Origin of the sequence: Burkholderia sp. B10 (genome assembly GCF_004368385.1) — a bacterium.
Lineage (GTDB): Bacteria > Pseudomonadota > Gammaproteobacteria > Burkholderiales > Burkholderiaceae > Burkholderia > Burkholderia vietnamiensis.
Genome location: NZ_PQMX01000032.1, coordinates 22190 through 48876 on the forward strand (window position 1 = coordinate 22190; position 26687 = coordinate 48876).

16 protein-coding genes are annotated in these 26687 nt (G+C 66.3%); 5 read left to right on the forward strand and 11 right to left on the reverse strand.

Annotated features, from left to right (window positions below):
• Positions 1-11 precede the first annotated feature (11 nt).
• The 5 genes from C3Y15_RS17345 (at position 12) to C3Y15_RS17365 (ending at position 6285) form a co-directional block, all read left to right on the forward strand.
• Positions 12-797 (forward strand): enoyl-CoA hydratase/isomerase family protein, encoded by a 786-nt coding sequence (locus tag C3Y15_RS17345; RefSeq protein ID WP_046427440.1) that lies wholly within the window; start codon positions 12-14, stop codon positions 795-797.
• Positions 798-833: 36 nt separating this feature from the next.
• The gene (locus tag C3Y15_RS17350) at positions 834-2834 is read left to right on the forward strand and encodes an acetyl/propionyl/methylcrotonyl-CoA carboxylase subunit alpha (RefSeq protein ID WP_011880843.1); all 2001 of its coding nucleotides are present in this window, start codon (positions 834-836) and stop codon (positions 2832-2834) included.
• Positions 2835-3104: 270 nt separating this feature from the next.
• Entirely contained in the window at positions 3105-4247 is a 1143-nt protein-coding gene (locus C3Y15_RS17355) for a DUF2827 domain-containing protein (protein WP_011880842.1), read from the forward strand.
• A 741-nt stretch (positions 4248-4988) separates the two neighbouring features.
• Positions 4989-5792 carry an EAL domain-containing protein gene (locus C3Y15_RS17360; RefSeq protein WP_011880841.1) on the forward strand — a complete coding sequence of 268 codons (804 nt, stop codon included), beginning with the start codon at positions 4989-4991 and terminating at the stop codon, positions 5790-5792.
• Positions 5793-5853: 61 nt separating this feature from the next.
• Positions 5854-6285 (forward strand): hypothetical protein, encoded by a 432-nt coding sequence (locus tag C3Y15_RS17365; RefSeq protein WP_011880840.1) that lies wholly within the window; start codon positions 5854-5856, stop codon positions 6283-6285.
• A gap of 46 nt (positions 6286-6331) precedes the next feature.
• Here C3Y15_RS17365 and C3Y15_RS17370 read toward each other — a convergent pair whose 3' ends face one another.
• The 11 genes from C3Y15_RS17370 to C3Y15_RS17420 all read right to left on the reverse strand — a co-directional run bounded on the left by C3Y15_RS17370 (position 6332) and on the right by C3Y15_RS17420 (position 26638).
• The gene (locus C3Y15_RS17370; RefSeq protein ID WP_069240476.1) at positions 6332-8296 is read right to left on the reverse strand and encodes an FkbM family methyltransferase; all 1965 of its coding nucleotides are present in this window, start codon (positions 8294-8296) and stop codon (positions 6332-6334) included.
• Positions 8297-8330: 34 nt separating this feature from the next.
• Positions 8331-9467 carry a DUF2827 family protein gene (locus C3Y15_RS17375; RefSeq protein WP_011880838.1) on the reverse strand — a complete coding sequence of 379 codons (1137 nt, stop codon included), beginning with the start codon at positions 9465-9467 and terminating at the stop codon, positions 8331-8333.
• Between the two features lie 21 nt (positions 9468-9488).
• Positions 9489-9956 (reverse strand): DUF4019 domain-containing protein, encoded by a 468-nt coding sequence (locus C3Y15_RS17380; protein ID WP_011880837.1) that lies wholly within the window; start codon positions 9954-9956, stop codon positions 9489-9491.
• A 25-nt stretch (positions 9957-9981) separates the two neighbouring features.
• On the reverse strand, positions 9982-11136 hold the full coding sequence (locus C3Y15_RS17385) for a DUF2827 domain-containing protein (RefSeq protein WP_034195520.1): 1155 nt from the start codon (positions 11134-11136) through the stop codon (positions 9982-9984).
• Between the two features lie 14 nt (positions 11137-11150).
• Complete coding sequence (locus C3Y15_RS17390) at positions 11151-12296, reverse strand: DUF2827 domain-containing protein (RefSeq protein WP_014724017.1); 1146 nt, start codon at positions 12294-12296, stop codon at positions 11151-11153.
• Positions 12297-12606: 310 nt separating this feature from the next.
• Positions 12607-13278: an OmpA family protein gene (locus C3Y15_RS17395; RefSeq protein ID WP_059669168.1), complete on the reverse strand. Its 672-nt coding sequence runs from the start codon at positions 13276-13278 to the stop codon at positions 12607-12609.
• 94 nt (positions 13279-13372) lie between these two features.
• On the reverse strand, positions 13373-22840 hold the full coding sequence (locus tag C3Y15_RS32545; protein WP_134206850.1) for a YadA-like family protein: 9468 nt from the start codon (positions 22838-22840) through the stop codon (positions 13373-13375).
• Positions 22841-23969: 1129 nt separating this feature from the next.
• Positions 23970-24872, reverse strand: coding sequence for a hypothetical protein (locus tag C3Y15_RS17405; RefSeq protein WP_014724012.1), 903 nt, complete (start codon positions 24870-24872; stop codon positions 23970-23972).
• 92 nt (positions 24873-24964) lie between these two features.
• The gene (locus C3Y15_RS17410) at positions 24965-25183 is read right to left on the reverse strand and encodes a hypothetical protein (RefSeq protein ID WP_006749916.1); all 219 of its coding nucleotides are present in this window, start codon (positions 25181-25183) and stop codon (positions 24965-24967) included.
• A gap of 210 nt (positions 25184-25393) precedes the next feature.
• A complete protein-coding gene (locus tag C3Y15_RS17415; RefSeq protein WP_014724011.1) occupies positions 25394-26044 on the reverse strand; it encodes an NAD(P)H-dependent oxidoreductase in 651 nt (216 codons plus the stop codon).
• A 288-nt stretch (positions 26045-26332) separates the two neighbouring features.
• The gene (locus C3Y15_RS17420) at positions 26333-26638 is read right to left on the reverse strand and encodes an NIPSNAP family protein (protein ID WP_011880828.1); all 306 of its coding nucleotides are present in this window, start codon (positions 26636-26638) and stop codon (positions 26333-26335) included.
• Between the last annotated feature and the right edge of the window lie 49 nt (positions 26639-26687).

Below are 26687 nucleotides of genomic sequence, written 5' to 3' on the forward strand. Positions count from 1 at the left end.
AGGACTCACCGATGCGATACGAAACGATCAAGGTAAGCGAGGCCGGCCGCGTGGCGACCGTCACGCTCGCGCGGCCGGACGTGCGCAACGCGTTCAACGAGACGACGATCGCCGAGCTGACCACCGCGTTCGAATGGCTCGACGCGCATGCGGGCGTGCGGGCGGTCGTGCTCGCCGCCGAAGGCGCGGCGTTCTGCGCGGGCGCGGACCTGAACTGGATGAAGAAGATGGCCGGTTACTCGGATGCCGAGAACCGCGCCGACGCGCGCAAGCTCGCGCGCATGCTCGAGGCGATCCACGGCTGCAGCAAGCCGGTGATCGCGCGCGTGCACGGCGACGCGTACGCGGGCGGCGTGGGCCTCGTCGCGGCGGCCGACATCGCGATCGCGGCCGACGGCGTGAAGTTCTGCCTGTCGGAAGCGCGGCTCGGGCTGATCCCCGCGACGATCGCGCCGTACGTGGTGCGCGCGATGGGCGAGCGGGCGGCGCGCCGCTACTTCACGACGGCCGAAGTGTTCGACGGCGCGCGCGCCGCGTCGCTCGGCTTCGTTCACGACACGGTGCCGGCCGCGGCGCTCGACGACACGGTCGCGAAGCTGGCCGCGACGCTCGTCGCGAACGGCCCCGACGCGGTGCGGGCCTGCAAGCGGCTCGTTGCCGACGTGGCCGGCCGGCCGCTCGATGCGACGCTCATCGAGCAGACCGCCGACTGGATCGCGCGCACCCGCGCCGGCGCGGAAGCGCGCGAAGGGATCGCGTCCTTCCTCGAAAAACGCACGCCTTCGTGGCGTGACTGACGGCGTGCCCATCACTTTCCGGACGACATCGAAGCCATGTTCGACAAGATTCTGATCGCCAATCGCGGCGAAATCGCCTGCCGCGTCGCCGCGACGTGCAAACGTCTCGGGATTGCGAGCGTCGCCGTCTATTCCGACGCGGACGCGAACGCGAAGCACGTCGCCGCCTGCGACGAAGCCGTGCACATCGGCGGCTCGGCGGCCGCGGACAGCTACCTGCGCATCGAGCGCATCATCGACGCCGCGCGCGCCACCGGCGCGCAGGCCATCCACCCCGGCTACGGCTTCCTGTCCGAGAACGAGGATTTCGCGCAGGCGTGTCACGCGGCCGGCATCGCGTTCATCGGGCCGCCGGTCGACGCGATCGCCGCGATGGGCTCGAAGGCGGCCGCGAAGGCGCTGATGCACGCGGCGGCGGTGCCGCTCGTGCCCGGCTATCACGGCGACGACCAGACGCCGGCCCATCTGCATCGCGAAGCCGACCGGATCGGCTACCCGGTGCTGCTGAAGGCGAGCGCGGGCGGCGGCGGCAAGGGGATGCGCGTGGTCGAGCGCTCGGAGGACTTTCCGGCGGCGCTCGCGTCGTGCCAGCGCGAGGCCGCGAGCAGCTTCGGCAACGATCGCGTGCTGATCGAGAAGTACCTGACGCGGCCGCGTCACGTCGAAGTGCAGGTGTTCGGCGACACGCACGGCAACACCGTGTACCTGTTCGATCGCGACTGCTCGGTGCAGCGTCGTCACCAGAAGGTGCTCGAGGAAGCGCCGGCGCCCGGCCTGCACGACGACGTGCGGCAGGCGATGGGCGAAGCGGCGGTCGCGGCGGCGCGCGCGGTCGGCTACGTCGGCGCGGGCACCGTCGAATTCATCATGACGGGCGACGCGTTCTATTTCATGGAAATGAACACGCGGCTGCAGGTCGAGCATCCGGTGACCGAGATGGTCACGGGGCTCGATCTCGTCGAATGGCAGCTGCGCGTCGCCGCGGGCGAGCCGCTGCCGTTGCAGCAGCACGAGCTGCGCGTGCAGGGCCATGCGATCGAGGCGCGCCTCTATGCGGAGAATCCGGCGCGCGGCTTCCTGCCGTCCACCGGCACGCTCAGGCATTTGCGGCTGCCGGACGGCGTCGAGTTCGCGATCGGCGCGCCGGTGCGCGTCGACAGCGGCGTGCGCGAAGGCGATGCGATCACGCCGTTCTACGATCCGATGATCGCGAAGCTGATCGTGCACGGCGCGGATCGTGCGGAAGCGCTCGGCCGGATGCTGCGCGCGCTGCGCGCGTGCGAAGTGGTCGGGCTGCACACCAACACGGCGTTTCTGCAGCGGATCGTCGCGTGCGAGCCGTTCACGATGCCCGATCTCGACACGGGCCTGATCGAGCGCAATCACGACGCGCTGTTCGCGCCGCGCAAGCCGCCGCGCGCGGCGCTCGCGCTGGCGTGCGCGGCGCTGTTCGCGCGCGAGCGCGACGCGGCCGCGCATGCGGGCCGCTCGCCGTGGTGCGCGCTGCCGGATTGGCGTCTGAACGCCGGCTATCGCCGCACGCTCGAATGGCATGAGCCGGAGCGCGAAGTGGACCTGACGGTCGCGTACGACGACGACGGCGGCCGTGCGTGCCTCGCGATCGGCGACGCCGCCGCACAGCCGTTCGAGTGGACGCGCGGCGCGACGCCGCTCGACTTCGACGTGACGCTCGGCGGCGTGCGCAGCAGCGGGCGCGTCTATGCCGACGGCGATACGTTCCACGTGTTCACGCAGGGCGCGGCCGAGACGTTCGAATGGCGCAACCTGCTCGCGCATGCGGGCGATGCCGAGCACGGCGGCGGCCGCCTGACCGCGCCGATGCCCGGCAAGGTGATCGCGGTGCTGGTCGAGCCGGGCCAGAAGGTCGAGGCCGGCACGCCGCTGATCGTGATGGAAGCGATGAAGATGGAGCACACGATCGGCGCGCCGGGGCCGGGTGTCGTCGCCGAAGTGCTGTACGGCGTTGGCGATCAGGTCGCCGATGGCGCGCAACTGCTGATGATGGCGGAAGGCTGACGCAGGCAGCGGCCGAGCGTCGGCCGGCGCGGCCGGGCGAGACGCCGGCTGCCGTCGCAGCGGCAGCGGCAGCGGCAAGCAGCAGGTTGATCTGCGTTGGCAACGCGTGAAAAGCGTGCGCGCGGGCTCTGGTTCGAGTGGCCGGGCGCCCGCGCGGCGCATGACGATCCATGACAGTCGGGCGGCGCACGCTGCGCTAGACTGGCGGATAGTTCGCGCGGCTGCCGGCCGCGCTACACTGCGTCCAGTCCATCTCTCCTCCCGCCCACGATGAAGTCTCCTGTCCTGAACGGCCTGCGTATCGGTATCACGATCGGCCTGCGCACCGCCGACGAAAGCATGTGGATCAACGGCATCAAGCAGAACGCACTGTTTCTCGCGAAGCTGCTGATGGCGTCGCCGCACGGCTACCGCGTGACGCTGGTCAACACGACCGACGTGCCGTTGACCGACGCGCTGCCGTGGGATCGCACCGTGTACGACACGCGCGCGTTCGCCGACATGAAGGATGCGCTCGACGTGGTGATCGAGCTGGGCGGCCAGATCGACGGCGCGCAGACGGCCTACCTGAAGGCGCGCGGCGCGAAGCTCGTCAGCTACTGCTGCGGCGTCGAGTACATCAACGCGATGGAGTCGATGCTGTTCGGCCGCCGGATGTGGGATTCGCTGTTCATCAACCGCGGCTACGACGAGGTGTGGGCGATTCCGCAGATCGCGCCGTCGTCGCTGCCGTTCCTGCAGTCGCTGCGCCGCTGTCCGGGGCGCGTGGTGCCGTTCGTGTGGGACCCGATGTTCGTCACCGAGCGTGCGGCCGTGCTGCCCGGGCACGGCGAATACCGGCCGCGCACCGAGCCCGGCAAGCGGCTCACGGTGATGGAGCCGAACCACGACGTCGTGAAGTTCTGCGTGTATCCGATGCTGATCATCGACGAAGCGTATCGGCGCGACCCCGACGCGATCTGCTTCACGCACGTGACGAACGCCGACCGGCTTGCGCACGACAGCCCCGAGTTCGTGATGCTGATGAACTACCTGGACATCGTGCGCGCGGGCAAGGCGAGCTTCGTCGGGCGCTTCGAGACGCCGCTGTTCCTCGCCGACATGACCGACGTCGTCGTGTCGCATCAATGGTCGAACCCGCTCAACTACTTCTATTTCGACGTGTGCTGGCAGGGCTATCCGCTCGTGCACAACGCCAGCCTCGCGCCCGATCTCGGCTACTACTATCCGGACAACGACGTGCAGAAGGGCGCGGATGCGCTGCTGCACGCGCTGCATACGCACGACGACGACTGGGAAGGCTACACGCGGCGTCAGCGCGAGATCCTGCGCCGCTACACGTCGGCGAACCCGGCGCTGGTCGCCGAATACGACGCGCTGTTCGCGAATCTGATCGGCGCGACGCTCGCGTGACGGGCAACGCGATTCCCGGATTCAGGTCCGAGACAATCGCTGGCGACGCGATAAAAAAAGAAACCGTCGAAACGGGGAGATTCGACGGTTTGAAGGCACGAAAATCGACGGCTCCGAGGGGGAAGTCCGTCAGAAATAATTTTATAGGTTAACTGGTCTGAAAGATTGTTAAACATCTTTCGGCAGATAATCGTAAGATTATTTGAAGATCAATTGTCTATTTGATTTTTCAAAATTGCGCTTTGTGAGTTATCAATCTCGCTTGCGGCAGCGGCATTCGATCCGGCCGCGACCGGACACTTAATATTTGCTATTGATTGTTCTGCCGCGTGGCGCGACGGCGTTGCGTTTCGGCAGATTCGGCGGATTCGGCCGCCAATATCGAAAATACATAATCGTCACATCAAATTAATAACGTTCAGGCGTTTTCGAACAAATCGAACCATGCTGAGTGTCGGCGGATGAGAGGCGCCGGCGGCCGAACCCGATTGTTTCCGAATCGGCGGGTTATGTGACCTGCCGCACCGTCAATGAATCGGGTGCGTGGTGTATTAATGGTATTTGAATATCCTTGACAATGCCGTGTTTGACGGCGCGCCGGCATGAAACGTACGCTGTCGGAAAAGATGAAAACCTGAGGATGGGCCGGGTAAGCGGTGGCACGTGTCGTGGTCGGCATCTGCCATATGTTTCGTGAGCGCGGGCCGTCCATCGGCGGCTCGCCATTTGCCGGAGCGCCGGATGAATGCGGTCGAACCTCGCCTGGAGGCTAACAGGGAACGGAATCGGGACGATATCGAGTGCGTGTTCGGCGCGTCGGACGATCACCCGGATTCCGCGTCGGTACGCAGTTTCGTCGAAAGCCGGCTCGGGTTCGCGCGCGAGCCCGTATGCCGGGCCGATCTGTCCGGCGGCGTTCTGTATCACGAATGCCTCGCGCGGTTGCGCTGGGGCGCGGGCGAGAGTTTGGCGCCAGGCGCATTTCTGCCGCGCCTCGAGGCGCTCGGCCTGATGCGCTGGTTCGACCGGCTCGTGGTCGGCCGGACGATCGATGCGCTGCGTGCCGATCCGAATGCCGTATACGGCTGCAACATCGCGGCGGCGAGTGCGGTGCTCGACAGCGCGTGGCTAGCGATCTTCCGGCGCCTCGAACGTGAGCCGTCGGTTGCAGCGCGGCTGGTCGTCGAGATCACGGAGACGGAGCCGCTGAACCCCGTTGCCGGGCGCGCGTTCGTGCATCGGTTCCGCCAGGCCGGCTGCCGCGTCGCGATCGACGATTTCGGCGTCGGCTACAGTGCGCTGAACAATCTGGTGGTCGGCAATCCGGACATCGTGAAGCTCGACCGGTCGGTGCTATCGCTGATCAAGCGCAATGCGATCGGGCGCTACCAGTTTCGCCGGCTCATTGCGTTCGCGCACGAGAATGCGCGACACGTCGTCGTCGAAGGCGTCGAGAACGAACTCGACCGGGAGATTCTGGTGGATTCCGGCGTCGCGTGGGCGCAGGGCATCCGCTTCTCGTGGCGGTCGCCGGCCGCCGCGTGACAGCGTGGCAGCACGCGTCGGTACGGTATCGGACAATGGCGGATCGCAAAGGAGCGAGAGCATGGCGGTGACGAAGCTGAAGACCGGACACGGGGTGCACGAGCGGCGCGATGGCGCAGGCGCGCTGGTCGCGCTCGCCGAGCTGGCCGACATGCTGCGGGAGTTCAATGCCGAAGCCCGCGAGGCAGCCGATGCGGCCGTCGACATCGCCCCGTTTCTCGAAGGCCTGAAAGCCGTCGAACGGCATATTCGCGCGCTGAAGCCGCTCGATGCCGACGGCCGCGAGTGCGCGGCGCGGCATTATTTTGCCGGCGTGTTCGCCGGCGCCTGCGGCGACGATTCGGTGATCGCGCGCGGTGTGTCGGGCAGCCTCGCGCAGCAGGCGCGCGGCTTCAGCGGGATGGCGGCGCGCTGTTTCGCGCGCGTGGCGCGCATCGGGCAACGGCATGGCCGCGTATTCGCCACGTGGCGCGCACAGCGCGAGCCGGCCTAGCGGCCGATCGCGGGTGTCGGCCGCTTGTCGTCGGCCGCTTCGTCAGTCACTTCCGGAACTCTCCAAGCACGTACGTGAGCGCGCGATCGATCGCGTCATCCCATCGGCCGGGATGGGCGGCGCGCGCTATCCGGACACTGCGGTACAGCGCCGTCTGCGAACCGGTTTCCCAGCGCGCATCGGCCTTCGGGCTCAGCAGCAGAACTGCCGGCACGCCCAACGCGCCGGCCAGATGGATATGCGCGGTGCAGGTCGTGACGACCGCGTCCATCGCGAGCATCAGCGCGGCCAGGTCGCTGAAATCCTCGATCGCATGATGCGCGAAGGTGATCGGCAGATCCGTCTGCTCGGACTGCGCGGACATTTCGCGATTCACGCAGTACGCCGCGTGTCCGTGCAGGCGTGCGAGCGGCGCCAGATCGCGCACGCTGGCCGCTCGCAGAAAGCGTGCGTCGCTCTCTTCGCGACCGCGCCAGTTCAGCCCGATGCGGCGCGTGCCGGGCGCGCTGCCGTCGCGCGCGATGCGCTCGCGCCACGCGGCCGCGCGCTCCGGCGGGCATGACAGATAGGTGGCCGGTGCGTGCTCCGGCGCCGGCGCAAAGCCGAAGATTGCGGCCAGCACGAGGAACGAGCACCAGTAATCGTGTGCAAGTTCCGACGCGTCGATCCACGGGCCCTGCGCGGCGACGAATTCGATCTGCGGGAACGTGTGGCGCATCAGCGTGGCCAGCGCGGCCGGGACGATGACCGTCACCGCCGCGCAGCCGAGCGCGTCGAGCGCATGCAGGTAGCGCGCGTATTGAAGCTGATCGCCAATGCCGCCGTAGCTGACCACGAGCAGCCGCTTGCCGTGCAGCGGCTGGCCGTCGTAGAGCCGCTCGATCGGCAACCCGAACTGCGCGGCGCTCAGCACTTTCTCGCTGACGATGGTCGCGCGTGCCGCTTCGTCGCGCCGACCGGCGCGCAGCAGCAGCGCCGAGCGTGCCAGCTCGACGCGGCCGCGCAGCGGGTCGGGCAGTACGGCCCGGTCGCCGAAGCGTTCGAGCGCCGCGAGGCCGGCGTCGGGCACGCCGGCGAAGCCGTAGCACGACGCGAGCTGGAACGCGATCGCATCGTCGTCGAGGCCGCGGCCGCGCGCGCGTAGCCAGCGGTCGATCGCGTGCCCCCATTCGCAGCGCGCCTCGTGCTCGAGCGCGCGGTTCCAGTTCGTTTCGGGCGCGTCGGCGTCCGCTATCGCAGCGGCGGCAGCGCCGCGTTGCGCAGCCGGCGCGGTGACGAGCGGCTCGCCCGAGATGAACAACCGCTGCCGGTCCCAGCGCGCATTCGGCACGCACAGCATGTTGAGCCCGTCGATCTGGAAGAACGTGTAGTCGAGCCCGGCGAACGTGTCGGCGATCGCCTCCATGCCGACCTTCCAGTACTCGATCCAGCACCACGGCAGATGCGTTTCGATCAGCTGCCGCGCGCCGCGCAGCGCGTCGATCTCCATCCCTTCGATGTCGAGCTTCAGAAAATCGAGCCGCGGCAGGCCGAGCGAATCGAGTCTGACGATCGGCGTCGGCGTGCCGCCCGCCGCGTGTTCGCCGACGAGCGAGACCTGGCCGAAGTCGCTCGCGCGTCCGTAGTCGACGTCCGGCACCTTCATCGTGCCGTTGCTGCTGCCGAGCCCCATGTTGAGCAGATGGAGGTTGTCGAGCTCATTGAGCGCGATGGTGCCGCCCAGCGCATGATAGAGCGTGCGCTGCGGCTCGAAGGCGTACACCTGGCCGCCGCGCTCGCGCAGCCGGTGCGCAATCGGCACGCACACCAGCCCGGCGTTCGCGCCGCCGTCCACCGCGATCGCGCCGTCGGGCAGTTGGTCGATCACGTGCATGATCGTGTCGAGCTCGCGCTGGATATGCGGGCGGCCGGTCTTGATCAGCGCGTCGGCCTGCAGGTCGCAGTGCCGATTGATCAGGAACGGGCCGTGGATCGATTCGATCACGACGAAATTGCGGATGGTCTGATTCATCGGCGCGCGGATGGGTGGGATGTGGGGAAGGCCGTCAGCCCGGCGTACGGCCGCCGAACAGGCGCTGGATCTGCTCCGAATACGTACGCACGTTGTGCTCGGCGAGCGTATCGACCTGTTGCAGGCAGCGGCGTGCCGCCGCCGCGTAGTCGTCGAGCCGCGCGTCGTGCGTCTGCGCGGCGGTTGCGATCGCTTGCGCGGCGTCGAAGATTTCGAAGTCCGGATAGTAATAGCCGACGTCGCGCAGGAACGCCGAGTTGTGCACGAGCGGGTAGTTGCCGTACAGCGCGTCGTACAGCAGGTAGTTCAGGCCGTTTTCCCAGTGGTGCGACACGACGATGTCGGTATGATGCGCGGCCCACGCGACGAACGGCGCGCGCACGTCCGCCGTCGCCTTGCCGTCGCGCACCATCTCGAGCCCGAGCGCGAGGTGCTTGAAGGCGACGTTTTCCTTCTTGTCGAACGTGTTGGTCATGTACACGTGTTCGATCAGGTCGGGATGCTCGACGTAGCACGCGTTCGCGGCGAGCATCGGCACGATCGAGCTTTTCACGACGTTCAGGTTCGGCTCGAAGAACGCGATGCGCTTGGCCGGCCCGTGATTGCGGTAGCCGAAGCGCGCCTTGAGCTCGGGGTCGGCGTCGAGGCTGCGTTCGATGAAGTACGGCGACCAGATGTGCGGCAGCTCGATCACCGGCGCGCGATAGACCGCGCGGAAATATGCCGCGCACGTATGCATGTGCTGCGGATTGGTCCAGATCTCGTCGAACTGCACGCGGTTCGGGTTCGGCCGCCAGTCGTTCTTGCCGAAGTTGATCGTCTCGACCGCGATCACGTAGTCGTTGCCGAAGCGGTACGACACGCACTTGCCGCCGCGTCGGCGCACGGCGTCCGTGTGCGACGAGTCGATGAACGCGTTCATCTCGATCAGCAGGTCGGTGTCGTGGACGATCGCCGACAGCGGCCGCAGTGCGTCGCCGAACGCGTCCATCATCAGCGCCGGCGGATAGTCGGTGATGCCGTCGTCGTGCGCGAGCCACACGTTGCCGATCAGCGGCGAGCGTTTCAGCAGCATGTAGAGGAACACGCAATGCTGGTTCGCGCCGTTGTACCAGATCGACTGCGCGGAGTCGCGCTGCACGTTCATCGTAATCGCGACATTGATCTTCATCGCTGGCTCCGGGCGCGCGGCTTAGGGCGCGTAGTTTTGCGATTGACGCGGCACGTAGCCGGTCAGATGCCAGAGGCCGTCGTCCTCGAGGCGGAAGCTGAGCTTTTCGTACACGGTCGTGCCGGTGGTGAGCGTCGTTGCATAGTCGACGTTCGCGTACAGCCCGTCCGGCGTCGTGCCCGCGTTCGTATAGCGGATCCGCGTGATCTGCGCCCAGCCGCGATGACGCACCGTGCCGACCGACTGGCGCGCGCGCTGCATGTCGGCCGCGAACTGGTCCTGCTTGATGCGCGCCTTCACGAACGCGGCCGAATCGGCCCATACCGCGCCGTACTGGCCCGCGTCGAGCTGCTTGAAGACGGTGTCGGCGTCGCGCAGCAGCGCGTCCGCCGATTCGCCGCCGGCCTGCGCGTGCGCGCCGATCGCGAGGGACGCGGCGGCGCAGCCGATCAGCCATTTCGCGCGGGAGAGGGACGGGTGTGCGTTCATGTCGGAGTCCGGAAAGGGCGGCGCGTCATGCGTCGCGATAGAGCGCCGCGATCGCGTCCGAATAGGCGGCGACGTTCTCGGGGTTGTAGATGCTGACCGAGTCGAGCACGTGCTTCGATTGCTCGCGGTAGGCGTCGAGGTTCGCGTCGTGTTGCGCGAACGCCTGCAGCAGCGCCCGGCCGCCGGCCTGACAGTCGAAGTCCGGATAGAAATACCCGGCCTTGCCGAGGAACGGCGAGTTGTGGATCAGCGGATAGTCGCCGTACAGCAGTTCGTAATAGAGGTAGTTCTGCGCGTTTTCCCACGTGTGCGACACGACCGCGTCGCCGTAGGCGGCCATGAACTCGTAGACCGCATAGCGGCTTTCGAACGTCGTGATGCCGTGGTTCACGATGTCGAGGCTCTTCGCGAAGTGGACGAAGGTTGGATGCTCTTTCAGGTGCAGCGTGTTGCACACGCGCACGAATTCGAGGAAATCCGGCTTCGCGCGATAGGCCTCCTCGGCCACCAGCATCGGAATGATGCTCGTCTTCACCATGCAGATGTTCGGCTCGAACATCGTCACGCGCCAGCGCGGCTTGCCCGGCCGATAGCCGTACGACAAGCCGGCGCCGAGCGTCGCGCGCGCCTTGTCGAACAGCATCGGATGCCAGATGTGCGGGACGATCGTCACCGGTGCGCGCAGGCCCGTCTGGTAGTAGTGCAGGCACGAGCGCTCGAATTCCGGAATCGTCCACACCGCGTCGTACGGCGCGCCCGAGAACAGGAAGCCCGACGGCTTGTCGAACATCGCGCGCTCGATGTCGATCACGTAGTCGTTGCCGACCCGCATCGTGACGACCTTGCCGCCGCGCTCGTTGAAGGCGCGCAGGTAGTCCGCGCCGAACTGCGCGCTCATTTCGATCAGTACGTCGCAGCGCTCGAGCGCTTCGTCCATCGACAGCAGCGGCACGTCCCATTCGCCGAGCATCATCTGCGGATCGGCGACCTGTTCGCCGCCGTTCACCATCACGGCTTCGGCGACGAGCGGCGACTGGCGCAGCAGCAGGATCAGCAGCAGGCAGTTCTGGAAGATGCCGTTTTCCCACAGCGACTGGCCGGCGCCGCGTACGAACAGCGACACGCCGACGACGAGACGCTTGCCCTCGCCGGGCGCTTGACGGGCATTGGAGTCCGACATGCGTATGCTCCGGTTCAGGCGACCAGGCGCGCGACGAACGCGTCCAGGTTCGCGGGGTTGTCGATCGAGACGGCCTGCAGCAGCCGGCCGGCCTTCGCGCGATAGTCGTCGAGCCGCTCGTCGTGATGCAGCCACGCGTCGTACAGCGCGCGGCCGCCCGCGGCCGAATCGAAGTCCGGATAGTAGTAGCCGGCGTCGCCGAGCAGCGTCGAGTTGTGGATCAGCGGATAGCCGCCGTACAGCACGTCGTAGTAAAGGTAGTTCTGCGGATTTTCCCAGTGATGCGAGACGACCGCATCGGCGTGGCGGGCCATGAAGCCCGGCAGGTCCATGCGCGGCTCGAACGTCGCCTTCTGCTGGCGCACGAGGTCGAGGTTGTTGGCGAAATGGACGAAGGTCGGATGCGCCTTCATGTGAATCGAATTGACGACGAACAGATGTTGCACGGCCTCCGGATGCGCGCGATAGAACTCGTCGCACGCGAGCATCGGGTAATGGCACGACTTGACGACCGAGATGTTCGGTTCGAGCGTCGCGAGGTGCCACGGGCGGCGGCCGGGCCGATAGCCGAAGGTCACGCCTCCGCTCGCGAGCGCAGCGATGCGGCGGTCGAGGAAATACGGCGACCACAGATGCGGCATCGTATGGACCGGTGCGCGCGTGAGCGTGCGCAACAGCGGCACGTCGATTTTCTGCGACTTCTCGAGCACCCACACTTCGTCGAACTGCGTGCCGTTGAACACGTGGCCCGACGGCTTGCCGAAGATCGGCGTTTCGGCGAGACCGCTGTAGGTATGGCCGACGTAGCACGCGACGAGCTTCGTGCCGAGCGCCTTTACGTGCCTGAGCCATTCGACCGGCAGTTGTGCGCCCATCTCGATCACGACGTCGATGTCGTGCGTGACGTCCGTGGGTTTCACGAGCGGTATGTCGAGGCTGTCGAGTTCGAGGCCGGCGGGCAGCGCGTTCGCGTCGCCGCCGTTCAGGAAGTAGACCGGACCGATGCGGTCCGAGCGCTTGAGCATCATCGCGAGATACGCGATGTTCTGATGAATGCCGTTTTCCCAGATTGCCTGGCCGTCACGCGCAAACAGCGAGATGCCGACCGCCGGTCGTTCTCTGCGAGTGCCGCCTGACGCGGCTTGATCGATGTACGTCACCGGTTGGTTTCCTCTGCGGCGTCGCGCGTCAGGCGCTGGTGTCGAGCGACTGGCCTGCGGACGGCGCGCCGTGGATTGTCGTGGTTGCGTTCGCGTCGGCGCGCGCTGACGACGGATCGGGCGGCGCGGATCGCGAGGCGGCCGCCGGATTCCGGTGTGTCGTCGCGCGAAGCTGGCACGGCGCGCGACGCGGGCGGAAAGTTCCGGCGACAGTCTGCGGCGATTGTGGCACGGAAGACGCCGGTTTGTGGAGGGCCATGACGATGTTTGACATAGCGGAGGGTCGGCGCCGGGGCCGCTGTTCGGCGCGTCAGCGCTTCAGCGAGATCTCGACGCGGCGGTTCGCCGCACGGCCTTCGGCCGTCGCGTTCGACCCGACCGGATCGGCGCTGCCGCGGCCGGCGACCGTCATCGTAAGAGCTTTCAGCCCGTGCGCGTGCAGGTAGCGCGCGACGACGTCCGCACGGCGCTTCGACAGCGCGAGATTGGGCGCGTCGCTGCCGGCCGAGTCGGTATAGCCGGTGACCGTCACTTCGGTGTACGTGCGGTCTTCGCGTTCGCTCAGCAGCTTGTCGAGCGATGCGCGCGCGGCGGGCGTCAGCGTGGCCAGGCCCGTTGCGAACAGCGTGTCGCCTGCGAGGTTCACGTGTTCGACCGCCGCGGGCGCGGGCGCCGGTGTCGGCACGGGCGCGGCCGTTTCGGCCGGTGCGGCGCCGCACTGGAAGACCAGCGTGGCCGGATCGGCGTGGTTGCGCAGTGCATGCGCCGAATCGGCGACGCGCACCGGCTGCTCGCCGCAGATCTTGCGCGCGGCGTTCATGCAGGTCTGCGGGCCCGACAGCACGCCGTGGCAGTCGACCTGGAACGTGCGCACGCCGTCGCGCGGCTGCAGTTCGGAGGCGCTGTAGGTCGGGCCGGATGCGGTCGAGCACGCGGCGAGGCCCAGCGCCGAAAGCGCGAGCGCAAGAGCGAGTTTGTTCACGGTTACGTCCTCAAAACTGGAGTTGACTGAAGCGCGCGGCACGCCGCCCGCCGCCCGGCCGGTGGGCCGGACGGGCGGCGTGCTGCGCGACGGGTTACTTCCACTGATACAGCATGCCGGCGCCGATCACCTTCTGACCGCCGCTGAAGCCGCCGTTGATCGACGCCTTCAGGTTCTCCGTGATGCGCGCCTGCATGTTGACCGCCATCGCCTTCTGGCCAAGGAACGTCGACGTGCCGATACCCATCCCGAAGTTGGCGTCGCGGTCCATCTGCGGGATCGACGCCATCGCGCCGACGGCCGCGATGCCCTGCTTCGCCATCTGGTCCGTCTGCTGCAGTTGCGTGCCGAGCGAGTTGATCTGCGACTGCTGGCCCGACAGCGCGGTCGACAGCGTCGTCTGCACTTGCGTCAGCTGGTTCACATTGACCGCGTCGGTGCCTTGCGTGCCCGGCGCGACGTTCGTGATCTGGCGCTGCTGCGTGTCGCTGCCGACCGACACCACGTTCGAACGACCGCCGTCGCTCGAATTCGCGCCGATCGCCACCGAGTTCGAGCCGGCGGTGACGGTCGGGCGGTCGGTGCCGGTGCCGTTCATGTCGGCCGCGATGCCGGAGTTGTTCGCCGTACGCGCCTGGTTGTTGTTCACCGTCGTCGACAGCTGGTTCAGCGTGTTGCTGATGCTCGTCACGCCGGTCGACAGCGACGCCACCGTGCTGTTGGTCGAGCTGAGGCCGGTGGACAGCGAGCCGATGCCGGTCGAGGTCGACGTGGACAGCGACGTGAGGTTGCTGTTGGTCGAGCTCAAGCCGGTGGACAGCGAGCCGATCGCGGTCGAGGTCGACGTGGACAGCGACGTGAGGTTGCTGTTGGTCGAGCTCAGGCCGGTGGACAGCGAGCCGATCCCGGTCGACAGCGACGAGATGTTCGAGGCCGTCGACGTCGACAGGCTGCTGATGGCCAGGTTCGTTGCGTTGAGCTGGCTGCCGTTGACGGCGTCCGTGCTGGTGGCCGAGACGCGGCCTGCGGCGACGTTCGTGATCTGACGTTCGGCGCCCGGTGCGCCGACGCTGAAGACGCCCACCGGTGCGATGCCGCTGACCGCGTACGTGACGCCTCCGACCGTCATGCTCGACACCGCGACTGCATTGCTCGTGGTCGAGTTCGCGCCCATCGCGATCGAGTTGGCGACGTTGGCCTGCGCGTTCGTGCCGAACGCGAGGGCGTCGGTGGCCGTGGCCGCTGCGGCGGAGCCGTAGGCTTGCGCACCGGTGGCGCTGGCGACCGCGTTGCTGCCGAGCGCGAGCGCGCCGGTGCCGGTTGCCGTGTTCGCGTTGCCGAGCGCCACTGCGCCGGTGCCGGTCGCCGTGTCGTTCGCGCCCATCGCGACTGCGCCGGTGCCCGTTGCGACGCTCGGGTCGCCGATGGCGACCGCGCCGTCGCCGCTCGCCGTGTTGCCGGAGCCGATCGACACCGCCTTGCCGCCGGTGGCCGATGCGTTCTGGCCGATCGCGACGGCACCGGCGGTTTGCGCGTTCGAGCCGTCGCCGACGGCGACGCTGCTCGCGCCGGCGGCGCTGGCGTTCACGCCGGCTGCGAGGGCGTTGACGCCCGTCGCGCCGTCGTTCGCGTAGTTGCCTTGCTGCGTGCCGTTGTCGTTGACGCTGAAGTAGTGCGTCTTCGCAGCTTCGATCGCGGTCGAGGTCGAGGTGGACAGGGACGTGATCGAGCTCGTGGCCGACGAGAGGCCGGTCGAGGTCGAGGTCGACAGCGATATCACCGTGCTGTCGGTGGAACTCAGGCCGGTGGAGAGGGAGCTGAGGCCGGTCGAGGTCGAGGTGGAGAGCGAGGCGACCGTGCTGTTGGTCGAGCTCAGGCCGGTCGACAGCGAGCTGAGGCCGGTCGAAGTCGAGGTGGACAGCGACGTGATCGAACTCGTGGCCGAGGACAGGCCCGTCGACGTGGAGGTCGAGAGCGAGGCCACCGAGCTGTTGGTCGAGCTCAGGCCGGTCGACAGCGAGCTGATGCCGGTCGAAGTCGAGGTGGAGAGCGACGTGATCGAGCTCGTGGCCGAGGACAGACCGGTCGACGTGGACGTCGACAGCGACGTCACCGAGCTATCGGTGGAACTCAGGCCGGTCGACAACGAGCTGATACCGGTCGAAGTCGAGGTGGACAACGACGTGATCGAGCTGGCGGCCGACGACAGACCCGTCGACGTGGACGTCGACAGGGACGTCACCGTGCTATCCGTCGTGCTCAAACCGGTGGACAGCGAGCTGATGCCGGTCGAAGTCGAGGTGGACAGCGATGTGATCGAGCTCGTCGCCGACGACAACCCCGTCGACGTCGAGGTCGAGAGCGACGCGACCGAGCTATCGGTCGAACTGAGACCCGTGGACAACGAGCTGATACCGGTTGAGGTCGACGTGGACAGCGAACTGATCGAGCTCGTGGCCGACGACAGACCGGTCGACGTGGAGGTCGAGAGCGAGGCCACCGAGCTGTCGGTCGAACTCAGGCCGGTGGACAGCGAGGTGATGCCCGTGGAAGTCGAGGTGGACAGCGACGTGATCGAGCTCGTGGCCGACGACAGACCCGTCGACGTGGATGTCGAGAGCGATGCCACCGAGCTGTCGGTCGAGCTCAGTCCGGTGGACAGCGAGTTGATGCCCGTGGAAGTCGACGTGGAGAGCGAGCTGATCGAACTCGTCGCCGACGACAACCCCGTTGACGTCGAGGTCGAGAGCGACGCGACCGAGCTATCGGTCGAACTGAGGCCCGTGGACAACGAGCTGATGCCGGTCGAGGTCGACGTGGACAGCGACGTGATCGAGCTCGTGGCCGACGACAGACCGGTCGACGTGGAGGTCGACAGCGACGTGACCGAGCTATCGGTCGAGCTCAGACCGGTGGACAGCGAGCTGATGCCGGTCGAGGTCGACGTGGACAGCGACGTGATCGAACTCGTGGCCGACGACAGACCGGTCGACGTGGAGGTCGACAGCGAGACCACCGAGCTGTCGGTCGAGCTCAGGCCGGTGGACAGCGAGCTGATTGAGCTGGTGGCCGACGAGAGACCGGTCGACGTGGAGGTCGACAGCGAAGCGACCGAACTATCGGTCGAGCTCAGACCGGTGGACAGCGAGCTGATGCCCGTCGAAGTCGAGGTGGACAACGACGAGATCGAGCTGCTCGTGGACGAGAGGCCCGTCGACAGCGAGCTAATGCCCGTGGAGGTCGAGGTGGACAGCGAGCTGATCGAACTCGTCGCCGACGACAACCCCGTTGACGTCGAGGTCGACAGCGACGTCAACGAACTATCGGTGGAGCTGAGGCCGGTGGACAACGAGTTGATGCCCGTGGAAGTCGACGTGGAGAGCGAGCTGATTGAGCTCGTGGCCGACGACAGACCGGTCGACGTGGACGTCGAGAGCGATGCCACCGAACTATCGGTCGAGCTCAGGCCGGTGGACAACGAGCTGATGCCGGTCGAAGTCGACGTGGACAGCGACGTGATCGAGCTCGTGGCCGACGAGAGACCGGTCGACGTGGAGGTCGACAGCGAGGCCACCGAGCTGTCCGTCGAGCTCAGGCCGGTGGACAGCGAGCTGATGCCGGTCGAGGTCGACGTGGACAGCGACGTGATCGAGCTCGTGGCCGACGACAGACCGGTCGACGTGGAGGTCGACAGCGAGGCCACCGAACTATCGGTGGAGCTGAGGCCGGTGGACAGCGAGCTGATGCCGGTCGAGGTCGACGTGGACAGCGACGTGATCGAGCTGGTCGCCGACGACAGCCCGGTCGACGTGGAGGTCGACAGCGAGGCGACCGAGCTGTCGGTCGAGCTCAGGCCCGTTGACAACGAGCTGATGCCCGTGGAAGTCGACGTGGACAGCGACGAGATCGAGCTGGTCGCCGATGACAGACCCGTCGACGTCGAAGTCGACAGCGAGGCCACCGAGCTATCCGTCGAACTGAGGCCCGTTGACAGCGAGCTGATACCGGTCGAGGTCGAGGTGGACAGCGAGGTGATCGAGCTGGTCGCCGACGACAGACCCGTCGACGTGGAGGTCGACAGCGAGGCGACCGAGCTGTCCGTCGAGCTCAGGCCGGTCGAGAGCGAGCTGATACCGGTCGAGGTCGAGGTGGATAGCGACGTGATTGAGCTGGTTGCCGACGACAGGCCGGTCGATGTGGAGGTCGACAGCGAGGCGACCGAGCTGTCGGTCGAGCTCAGGCCGGTCGAGAGCGAGCTGATACCGGTCGAGGTCGACGTGGAGAGCGACGAGATTGAGCTGGTCGCCGACGACAGACCGGTCGAGGTGGAGGTCGACAGCGAGGCGACCGAGCTATCTGTCGAGCTCAGGCCAGTCGACAGCGAGCTGATACCGGTCGAAGTCGAGGTGGACAGGGACGTGATCGAGCTGGTGGCGGACGACAGACCGGTCGACGTGGACGTCGAGAGCGAGGCGACCGAACTGTCGGTCGAGCTCAGGCCAGTCGACAGCGAGCTGATACCGGTCGAGGTCGAGGTGGACAACGAGCTGATCGAGCTGGTCGCCGACGACAGACCGGTCGACGTGGAGGTCGACAGCGAGGCGACCGAACTATCGGTGGAGCTGAGGCCGGTGGACAGCGAGCTGATCGAGCTCGTCGCCGACGAGAGGCCGGTCGACGTGGACGTCGAGAGCGAGGCGACCGAGCTGTCGGTCGAGCTCAGGCCCGTTGACAACGAGCTGATACCGGTCGAGGTCGAGGTGGACAGCGAGGTGATCGAGCTGGTCGCCGACGACAGACCCGTCGACGTGGAGGTCGACAGCGAGGCGACCGAGCTGTCGGTCGAGCTCAGGCCGGTCGACAGCGAACTGATGCCCGTCGAAGTCGAGGTGGACAGCGACGTGATCGAGCTGGTTGCCGACGACAGCCCGGTCGACGTCGAGGTCGACAGCGAGGCGACCGTGCTGTCGGTCGAGCTGAGGCCTGTCGACAGCGAGCTGATACCGGTCGAGGTCGAGGTGGAGAGCGACGTGATTGAGCTGGTTGCCGACGAGAGGCCGGTCGACGTGGAGGTCGACAGCGAGGCGACCGAGCTGTCGGTCGAGCTCAGGCCGGTCGAGAGCGAGCTGATGCCGGTCGAAGTCGAGGTGGACAGCGAGCTGATCGAGCTGGTGGCCGACGACAGCCCGGTCGACGTGGACGTCGAGAGCGAGGCGACCGAACTGTCGGTCGAGCTGAGGCCCGTGGACAGCGAGCTGATGCCGGTCGAGGTCGACGTGGACAACGACGTGATCGAACTGGTCGCGGACGAGAGGCCGGTCGAGGTGGAAGTCGACAGCGAGGCCACTGAACTGTCGGTCGAGCTGAGGCCCGTGGACAACGAGTTGATGCCGGTCGAAGTCGACGTGGACAGCGAGGTGATCGAGCTGGTGGCCGACGACAAGCCCGTCGAGGTCGAGGTGGACAGGGACGCCACCGAGCTATCGGTGGAGCTGAGGCCCGTGGACAGCGAGCTGATGCCGGTCGAGGTCGACGTGGACAACGACGAGATCGAGCTGGTCGCCGACGAGAGACCCGTCGACGTGGACGTGGAGAGCGAGGCGACCGAGCTATCGGTCGAGCTGAGGCCGGTCGACAGCGAGCTGATCGAGCTCGTCGCCGATGACAGCCCCGTTGACGTCGAAGTCGACAACGACGCCACCGAACTATCGGTCGAGCTCAGGCCGGTGGACAGCGAGCTGATGCCCGTGGAGGTCGAGGTGGACAGCGACGAGATCGAGCTCGTCGCCGACGAAAGGCCCGTCGACGTGGACGTCGACAGCGAGGCCACGGTGCTGTCGGTCGAGCTGAGGCCAGTCGACAGCGAGCTGATCGAGCTGGTTGCCGACGACAAACCCGTCGACGTCGAGGTCGACAACGACGCCACCGAACTATCAGTCGAGCTCAACCCCGTCGACAACGAAGTGATGCCGGTCGACAGCGACGAGATTGCGCTGCTGGACGACGACACCGTCGTCGACAGCGAATTCACCACCGAGTTGGTCGCGAACAGTTGCGAGCCGTTGATCGCATCGGTGCTGGTGGGCGTGATCTGGCCTGCCGCGACGTTGGTGATCTGGCGCGTGATGCCGGCGCTCGGGTCGCCGACGCTGACGGTGCTCGTCGGGTTGCCGCCCGCGAACGTGGTGGTCACGCCGCCGACGGTGCCGGTCGGCGTCGGGTTGGGCGCCGCGGTGACCGAACCGTTGCCGAGCGCGACGTCGCCGGCGTTGTTGGCGATGGCGTTCGGGCCGATCGCGACCGAGTCGGCGCCGAGCGCCTGGCTGTCGGCGGCCGTCGAATTCGCGTGGAAATACTTGATGCCCTGGCTGTTGATGCTGTCGATCGCGGAGCCGACGCTGTTCGCGGTGGACGTCGTGCCGTTCGCGTTGTACATCGTGTACGACGGAGCGGAAACCGCGCCTGTCGTCGGATCGTAGGCAGCGCCGCCGCCGAGCGCCGCGGCGGTGCTGTTGCCGAGATTGTCGGTCTTGGTCACGACCGTGCTCAGGCCGGTGGACAGCGAGCTGATGCCGGTCGAGGTCGAGGTGGACAGCGACGTGATTGAGCTGTTGGCCGACGACAGGCCCGTCGACGTGGACGTCGACAGCGAAGCCACCGTGCTGTTGGTCGAGCTGAGACCGGTGGACAGCGAGCCGATGCCGGTCGATGTCGAGGTGGACAGCGACGTGATCGAGCTGGTGGCCGACGAGAGGCCGGTCGACGTGGAGGTCGACAGCGAGGCAACCGAGCTGTCGGTGGAACTCAGACCCGTGGACAACGAGCTGATGCCCGTGGAAGTCGACGTGGACAGAGAGCCGATCGAGCTGGTCGCCGACGAAAGGCCCGTCGACGTGGACGACGACAGCGACGTTACCGAACTATTAGTCGAGCTCAGGCCTGTCGACAACGAGCTGATGCCGGTCGAGGTCGAGGTGGAGAGCGAGGTGATCGAGCTGGTGGCCGACGAGAGGCCGGTCGACGTGGAGGTCGACAGCGAGGCAACCGAGCTGTCGGTGGAACTCAGACCCGTGGACAACGAGCTGATGCCCGTGGAAGTCGACGTGGACAGAGAGCCGATCGAGCTGGTCGCCGACGAAAGGCCCGTCGACGTGGACGTCGAGAGCGAGGCGACCGAGCTGTCGGTCGAACTGAGGCCGGTCGACAGCGAGCTGATACCGGTCGAGGCCGACGTGGAGAGCGAGCTGATCGAACTGGTCGCGGACGACAGACCGGTCGATGTCGAAGTCGACAGTGAGGCCACCGAGCTATCGGTCGAACTCAAGCCCGTCGACAACGAGCTGATACCGGTCGAGGTCGACGTGGACAGCGACGTGACGGAGCTCGTCGCCGACGAGAGGCCGGTCGACGTGGAGGTCGACAGCGATGCCACCGAACTGTCGGTCGAGCTCAGGCCGGTGGACAACGAGCTGATACCGGTCGAGGTCGAGGTGGACAGCGATGTGATCGAGCTCGTTGCCGACGACAAGCCCGTCGACGTGGACGACGACAGTGATGTCACCGAACTGTTGGTCGAGCTGAGGCCGGTGGACAGTGAGCTGATACCGGTCGAGGTCGACGTGGACAGCGACGTGATCGAGCTGGTGGCCGACGACAAGCCCGTCGACGTGGACGACGAAAGCGACGTCACCGAGCTGTTGGTCGAGCTGAGGCCGGTGGACAGCGAGCTGATACCGGTCGAGGTCGAGGTGGAAAGCGACGTGATCGAACTCGTGGCCGATGACAAGCCGGTCGACGTGGACGACGACAGCGACGTCACCGAGCTATTAGTCGAGCTCAGGCCCGTCGACAGGGAACTGATACCGGTCGAGGTCGAAGTGGAAAGCGAGACCACCGAACTATTGGTCGAGCTGAGACCTGTCGACAACGAGCTGATGCCCGTGGACGTCGAGGTGGACAGCGACGTGATCGAGCTATTGGCCGACGACAGCCCCGTCGACGTGGAGGTCGAAAGCGACGTCACCGAACTGTTGGTCGAGCTCAGGCCGGTGGACAGCGAGCTGATACCCGTCGAGGTCGAAGTGGAAAGCGAGCTGATCGAACTGGTTGCCGACGACAGACCCGTCGAAGCCGAAGTTGACAGCGACGTGATCGAGCTGGTGGCCGATGACAAGCCCGTCGACGTGGACGACGAAAGCGACGTCACCGAGCTGTTGGTGGAGCTCAGGCCGGTGGACAGCGAGCTGATGCCGGTCGACGTCGAGGTGGACAGCGAGACCACCGAACTATTGGTCGAGCTGAGACCCGTCGACAACGAGCTGATGCCCGTGGAAGTCGACGTAGACAGCGACGTAATCGCGCTATTGGCCGACGAGAGGCCGGTCGACGTCGACGACGAAAGCGACGTCACCGAACTATTGGTCGAACTGAGCCCGGTCGACAGCGAGCTGATACCCGTGGAAGTCGACGTAGAAAGCGATGTCACCGAACTATTGGTCGAACTGAGGCCCGTGGACAACGAACTGATGCCGGTCGAAGTCGACGTAGAAAGCGAAGTAATCGAACTACCAACCGTCGACAGCCCCGTCGACGTCGAAGTCGAAAGACTGCTGATACTTGACGTCGTCGTGCTGGCGACCGAATAGAGCTGGCTTCCGTTGACCGCATCGGTGCTGCCCGAAGTCACGAGCCCGGCCGCGACGTTCTGGATCCGCCGCTCCGCGCCGGGGCTGCCGATGCTCACGACCCCCGCGGCCGAGCTCGTGCCGGCGAACCCGGTGAACGTCTGCGTGCCGACCGTCGCGCTGCCGACGGCCCCGGTGCCTGCCGTCGTCGTACCGCTCGTGCTTGTGGTCACGGCGTTCTTGCCGAGCGCGACCGAGCCGGCGACGTTGGCCGTCGCGCCGTTGCCGAGCGCGGTCGCGCCGCTGGCCGCCGCGGTCGCGGCGGAACCCAGCGCCGTTGCGTCGGTGCCGGCCGACGTGACGACCGAGTTGGCGCCGATCGCAACGCCCGACGTCGCCGCCGCATCGACATTGGAGAACCGGCCGATCGCGATCGCGTTCGTGCCTGCCGCGACCGCACCGCCCGTGCCGCTGCTGTTGCCGCCGCCCAGCGCGACCGAACTGATGCCCGATGCCGTCGTGTCGTTGCCGACCGCGGTCGCGCCGGTATTGAGTGCCGTGGAGCCGGAACCGATGCCGATCGAGCTCGAGCCGGTGGCCACGGAACGCTGACCGAATGCCTGCGAATAGTTGCCCGACGCTGTCGCGTTCGCGCCAATCGCGATCGAGGTTGCGCCGCTGGCCGTCGTCGTGCTGCCGGCGTTGCCGCCGATCGCGATCGCCTGCGACCCCGACGCGACGACGGAGCCGCCGAACCCGCCCGCACTGTACTGCGCGTGCGCGACGTTGCCGACCGTCGCCCCCGCGACGAGCGCCACTGCCGCAACAGCCTTCGCGACGGCGGATTTGTTCGGCTTACCCCGTGCCGAGTCGTGTTCCGAGGCCGCGACCCAGGCGCCGAGAGCTTCGTTCCAGATCGAGCGGTATGTGCGGTTCATGTCCTGCTACCTCCAAATAAGCGCGCCGCACACACCGCCTTTCATTAGACGAATATTTCGTGCGCTCGCGCGAAACTCTTAATCGATGCGCGAATTTTATTTGAGGCGTTATTTGTAGATTGACAAAAAGTGATAAATGTAGCGCGTGGAAGTTTAAAGAATCGTTAATGCATCGCGATTTGATGTATTGATTAACAACCAATCCGAAAGTATGAAGAATTGTTTTTGTAAAGTGCCGGAGGTCTGATGTTCACGCATAAAAGTCGTGTGAAATCAATGGTTTGCATGGGTTGTTTGCGCGATGGTGCGCATTTTGGCCCTGGAAAGGTAGGAAGAATTGAATAGCAAACGTTTGCGCGACGCATGTTTCTTTCTGTTCTGTAATGCGACCACGATGTCGATCTACAAGAATATGAACATATTTATCAATTCGCTATTTTAATATCATGAGTGGCATTTTTATTATGTCGTTAATCATGGGGGATAATCGATTGACGACGCGGGGCGAGCCGTCGCGATATGCTGAATTGCGCATCGCGCCGCCCGCGCTGGTCCGTCGGGCGGGCTTCCGGCAGCGCTCACTATCAGTCGATGACAAAGAAACCGCTGCAGCGCAATCGCTCGCTAATTGAGAGCACATGTTGAAGCGATCCTATTGATCGTGTTCCATATGGCGGGCAATTGAGCGATTCGGCTAATCGCCGATGGGGGCAGCCGGAGGCTCCAACCGCTCGGCTGCGCGAAGCCACCGGCGGGCGCGAAATTGTCAGATCATCGCCGCCGCGTCCGGGCCGACTGTCCACGGCGCAACTCCGTTACGAGGAGCGGCAAGCCGAGCAGCGAAGTGGAAACGCGAGTAGGAACGGCGATGCGCCATCGCATTCGAAACGGCCGTGCGGTAATGGCCGCGCACTGACCGGCATCGTGTCGCGCGCGATGCGACCCGGCCAAATCGGGAACCGTGCGTTTTTGCTCCGGGAGCAAGCCTGCAAACGTTGCGCGGCGGGCACAGCATGAGCCGGACGACACCACGATGGCGCCACCTGCCGCCCCGTTGGCCAGCACGAATCGCCGGCGGTCCGCGGCCGCGATACTCGTTCGCCGCAGAACCGCCCCGTCGCAACGACGCCTATTTCCGCAGAAAGCGCAGCGCGAGCCGCGCCATGCGCGGCACGAACGTCGGGCGCAGCAGCCGCTCGTCGTACCCGGCCATGCGTCGGTCGTTCTCCGTCAGACACAGCTCGATCAGCTCGCGCGGGTCGAGTGCGTCGCCGATTTCGGCGGTGCTCGTCGCCGGAAAGTTCGCGTCGTGCGCCACGCCGTCCGTATCGATCCCGCGCGCGATGCCGACGCGCTCCCATATCAGGAACGCCCATACGGCGACGACACGGGCGAAGAACCACGGTCGTCGCCACCACGGCAGATTGCGCCAGTACCACGCGTACCAGTTCACGAAGAACAGGATGTGGCGGCCTTCCTCCTGGATCACCGGTTCGAACGTCTCGACGAGTTCGGCCGGGAAATAGCCGGAGCGCTGCGCGGAGCGGAACAGCCCGAACGCGAAGAAGCTGTCGATGCATTCGCTGAAGCCGGTCACCATCCACGACCACTCCGCGTCCTTCGGCGCCGGATACGGCGGTTCGGGCGCAAGCTCGATGCCGTATGCGGCCACCAGCTTCGACAGCACGACCTTGTGGCGCGCTTCCTCGCCGCCGTCCATGTCGAGTGCGCTGCGCAGTAGCGGATCGTCGACGGTTGCCGCGAAGGTGGCGACGCGGACCGACGCGCGGCCTTCCGTCTGCACGGCGATGTCCCAGATCGGCAGCGACGTGAGCCGCTTGAGCGCGTCGGGTTTCAGCGGCGGCCAGTCGATGACGGCCGGTTTGTATGGGTTGTGCGTATCGAGGAGCATGCGGCAGAACATCCGCTTGTGCGCATCGGAACCGATCTTGACCGGACCTTGACTCTCGAAGGTCCAGTGGCGCATGGCGTGATCTGCCGCTGCATGTTGTTCCTGCAGCGTGTCGGACATGGCTATTGTTATACGATTACAAGACGAAAGATTCTTGCATAGCTTTCGTCAGCGCGTATTTTCGTGCAGCCCGGCGCTGCCGCGCGTCGCGTTCAGGCCTGCGTGTCGACCCACAGGCGTCCCCAGCGGGATGCATACGCGAGCGCGTGTTCCTCTTCGAAAAAGAAATCGATCGCGTCGAACGACACGGCGCGCGGCGACGGGCCGCCGCTCGCCTTCTCGATCGTCAGGTTCGCGGCGAACAGCCCGTTCGGCAGACGGGCGGCGGCGGGGGCGACTTCGTAGCCCTTGTAGCGGATCGTGCGGTTCATGGCTCGCGCGTGGAAGGTACGGGCTTTCAGCGTACGAAAACCCGCGCCGCGCGTGAACCAATCTTTCGGCCAATGCTAATCACGCGGTGAGCCGAATCGTTATCGGCTGGGGGAGTCGCGAACGGCGGGAGCATCGCGGCGGACGCCGCTTGAACGTGCGAACGCCGCGCGCGCGGCGAACGTCGCCGGCCGCGCGCGGGCGGTGTGCGGTTACTGGTTGGCGATCTTCAGTACGGGCGCGAGCGCGTCGACCGATGCAGCGTGCGTGGCCGCGCGATGCGACGCGAACGCGAGCGCGAATTCGGCCGCCTGCGAGCCGACCGTCTCGAGCTGCGCGACGACCTTCGGGTCCGAGCAGCTTTCGGCGCTCTCGAAGCGCGTTTCGAGCGTATTGACGGTCGCACCGAACGGCGTCGGCCAGCCGCGCAACGCATGGACGATCGACCGCAGCGACGTGAGCACGGTGCCGGCGGCCTGCCAGCCGTACGCGGTGACGATCAGGCCGACCGCGCGGCCGTCCAGATACGGGCGCTCGTCGGCGCGCAGTTCCTCGAGCGTGTCGAGCGCGTTCTTCACGAGGCCGGACACGCCGCCGTGATAGCCCGGCGTCGCGATGATGATCGCGTCGGCCTCGCGCACGGCGTCGATCAGCTCGCGCTGTGCGTCGGTCAAGGCCTTGTGCTCGGGGGCGTAGTGCGGCAGCGTGTGCAGGAACGGGCCGTCGAACAGGCGCGTGCGCGCACCGGCCGCCTGTGCGCCGCGCAGCGCGAACGACAGCGCGCGCTCGGTCGACGATGCGGCCCGGGTGGTGCCGCCGATGCCGACCACGAACGGCCGGCGGTGTTGATCGAATGCAGTCAAGGGGCGCTCCTTGGGGATGGTTGCCCGGCTAAGCGCAGGCTTAAAACCAGATGGTAACGACCCCGCCGCCACTCTGAAAACGACTTTTCGTTCTATCGATATGCGATGCGCGCAGGTCGCGCGCGGATGCGGCGCCGCAGATGGATAGCAGAAATGCTTGGTTGGGACGCCATGCCGGGCTCGATATGATGAGCCCGTCTCCTCCATGATGTCTCTACTGACATGGGTTGGCCCCGCCGCGCGGATGCAGGCGGGGCTTTTTTTCGTCCGGCGCCGCAAAGGCGCGGCTTACTCGAACACCGGCCGGAAGAAGCTGCGCTCGTAGCTGACGATGCAGCGCGTTTCCTCCGCGTAACGGAACGCGGCCTGGCATGCCGGGTCGGCCTTCGAGCGTTCGCGGTAGCGCTCGTATTCGGCAAGGCTCGGGAACGAGAACATCGCGAGCGCGATGTTGCTCGCGCCCTCGGACGGCAGGAAGTAGCCGTGATGCGTGCCGCCGAATTGCTCGACGAGCGGAATCCACATCTTGCCGTAGGTTTCGAACTGCTCGAGTTTGTACGGATCGACGACGTAACGAAGAAAGCAGGTGACCATGGGCGCTCGCAGGGCGATGAACGAGCAGCGAGCATGGAATGCGCGGCCG